General features: G+C 37.6%; 2 protein-coding genes. Both read right to left on the bottom strand.

From position 1 onward, the window contains the following. Positions 1-551: 551 nt before the first annotated feature. Positions 552-1,403: a DegV family protein gene (locus V7149_RS12800; protein WP_335346016.1), complete on the bottom strand. Its 852-nt coding sequence runs from the start codon at positions 1,401-1,403 to the stop codon at positions 552-554. 261 nt (positions 1,404-1,664) lie between these two features. Then, positions 1,665-3,185, bottom strand: a 1,521-nt coding sequence (locus V7149_RS12795; protein WP_335346015.1) for an ABC-F family ATP-binding cassette domain-containing protein, incomplete at its 5' end; no start/stop codon positions are given.

Here is a 3,185-nt window from a genome sequence, read left to right as displayed (position 1 = left end):
CAGTGGACGTTACTATGCAAAAAAAAGAGGGTTTGTATGTGGAAAGTAGGGAATAACCATGGTTAACTGGATGATTTTCCTTGGTTAAATTGGAAGATATATAGTTTTTACTCTTAAGAGGATATTGAATCCGTTATATTTATTAAATGACCCTATTTTAAGAGCTAAGCGGGGACACCAAGTACTCTAATTACGAAAAACTCAATGAAATCACTGCTTTTTTCAAAATAGCGGATCCTCTGNNTATTTACGAAAAAACACATGAAATCGCTATATTTTTACAAAATAGCGGAATCAGTGTCCATAAACATTTGGAATTAACCCACTTTGACACAAATAAAGGAACTGATGTCCGCTAAGTTCAGAATGAAATATCAAGAAATTAATGGTTATTTCATTTGCCTATGGTTCAGCAATTTTACATGCCAAAAGTAAAATATGTATAAAAAAGGACCAATCCTGTATGCGAATGGTCTGTTAATTTGTATGTTATTTTCAATGTTTCTCTACAAATACTGAACAACTATGAAAAATCCGACACATTTTTCTTTTTATTCATTATGCCAAATGGTTGCAAGTGTTCCTTCTCCAGCATGAGCAGCGATCGTGGAGCTTATTTCTCCGATGAAAATATCGAGATTAGGGAAGTGTGCTTTTATTTCTGAAGCGAGTTTATTTGCTTTATCCAGCACATTTCCATGAAGAATTTGTACTTGTAATATTGAATGCTTCTTATAGGATTCACCAAGCAGATCTAGCATACGTTTAATTGCTTTCTTTTCAGATCGAACCTTGTCGAAAAGTCCAAATTCACCATTTGTGTTTATTCGGATAATAGGTTTGATTTTTAGAAGACTGCCGAGTAAATAGGAAGTACCTGACATTCGTCCGCCTTTATAAAATTGATCAAGACTTCCTAGCAAAATATAATTTTCAGATTTGGCTGCTTCTTTCTGAAGAATTTCTGCGATATTTTTAGCAGGCATGCCGTCATTTAAAAGATTCATGCCTTTATATATTAAAGTCGTAATAGCATAGGACATCGATTTAGAATCGACTGTATCAACCGGAAAACCGGCAAGCGCAGCACCTGATAGACAGCTATTAATGGTTCCACTTAATTTTCCAGAAATATGAACGGCTATAGCTGAGTCATATTTACCTTTTAATTGTTCAAAAAGCTCCGCAAATCTCCCAGCTGAAGGCTGTGAGGTTTTTGGTATTTCTTTCGATGAACGAATACGGGAATATAGTTGATTTGTATTTAAATCTATCCCATCCTCAAATGTTTCATCGCCAAAAGTAATGGAGAGCGGGACGACATAAACATCAGGATGATTCCGCAGCTCATCTGTAATAAATGCCGTGCTGTCAGTAATCCAGGCTATCTTTTTGGTTGTCATAAATTCATTTGTCCTTTATCAAAAATTTACCCGCTGAAAGGCAATGCCAATATATTGAAACACATCGGATCCTTTTAAAAAAATGATTGTAAAATATCCATATTGAAAAAATAATACATACTAAACTATTGATCTTATTTGCCGGGCCTGTTTTATTATACACTAAATGTAAGCGTTTAAAAGACTCAATGATAAAATTCATTTTTTGCTCACATTTAAGCAAAAAACCCCTGAAAAATCAGGGGTTATGAATGGAATTTATTACGATTGGAGCTGTTGGGACCATTCCTCTACGTCCCAAACCTTCGTTACCCAGTCTTCATAGAAATCAGGTTCGTGGCAAACTAGCACGATTGTACCTTTATATGATTTTAATGCTCGTTTTAATTCTTCCTTTGCAACAACATCCAGATGGTTTGTAGGCTCATCGAATAGAAGCCAGTTGCTTTCATTCATAAGGAGCTTGCATAAGCGAACTTTTGCTTGCTCGCCGCCGCTTAATTGATTTAAAGGACGAGAAATATGCTCATTCTTCAAGCCGCATCGAGCGAGAGCAGCACGTACTTGATGCTGATCCATGGATGGGAACTCACTCCAAACATCATCAATCGGAGTGATGTTTCCAGCTTTTACTTCCTGTTCGAAATAAGAAGGGAAGAGGAAGTCTCCACGCTCCACTTTACCACTTATTGGCTTTATCTTTCCAAGCATTGTCTTCAAAAGTGTAGATTTACCGACACCGTTACAGCCGACAATCGCTATCTTTTCACCGCGTTCAATCGTGATTGACATTTTTGGTAATAAAGCATGTGTATAACCAATCTCAAAATCCTGCCCATCAAAAACATAACGGCTGCTTCCGCGGGATTCTTTGAAATCAAAAGTTGGTTTCATTGCTGTTTCAGGGCGATCAATTCTTTCCATGCGATCAAGCTGCTTTTGTCGGCTCTTTGCTCTGCCTGTCGTTGAATATCGCGCTTTATTTTTCGAAATGAAATCCTCTTGTTTCTTAATGAATTCCTGCTGTTTCTCATATGCATTAATATGCTGGTTTTTATTGATTTCCGCTAATTCTAGGAATTTATCATAGCTGGCTGTATAACGGGTCAGCTTCGAGAATTCCAGATGGAAAATGGTGTTTGATACTTGGTTCATGAATTCTGTATCATGGGAAATGAGCATGAAAGCATACGGATACTCTTTCAAATAATTCGTCAGCCAGCGAATATGCTCAACGTCCAAATAGTTGGTCGGCTCATCAAGCAATAGGACTTGTGGCTGTTCTAAAAGGAGCTTTGCCAATAAAACTTTTGTACGTTGGCCACCACTTAGTGCGGAAACGTCCCGATCCAGTCCGATGGCATCTAACCCAAGCCCGCGTGCTGCTTCCTCAATTTTAATATCAAGGGAATAAAATCCGCCTGCATCAAGACGATCCTGAATTTCTCCCATTTCTTCTAATAATGCTTCAAGTTCTTCAGGTGTTGCCTCCGCCATTTTTGAAGTCACTTCATTCAGAGCCTTTTCTTGTTCAAAAAGCGGAAGAAAAGCATCCTTTAGGACATCCCGCATTGTTTTTCCTGGTGTCAAAACTGTATGCTGATCAAGGTATCCATAATGAACATTAGGAGTCCATTCAACACGACCTGAATCATGAATTAATTGTTTAGTAATAATATTCATCAAGGTCGATTTCCCAACCCCGTTTGCACCAACTAAACCTACATGATCTTCTGCAAGTAATCGAAAGGAGACATCTTTAAATAGTGTTCTGTCACCAAA

The sequence above is a fragment of the Bacillus sp. JJ1503 genome, assembly GCF_036965125.1.
GTDB lineage: Bacteria > Bacillota > Bacilli > Bacillales > Cytobacillaceae > Cytobacillus.
Note: the sequence above shows the minus strand (reverse complement) of the source record. Positions and strands in the feature narration are given on the sequence as shown.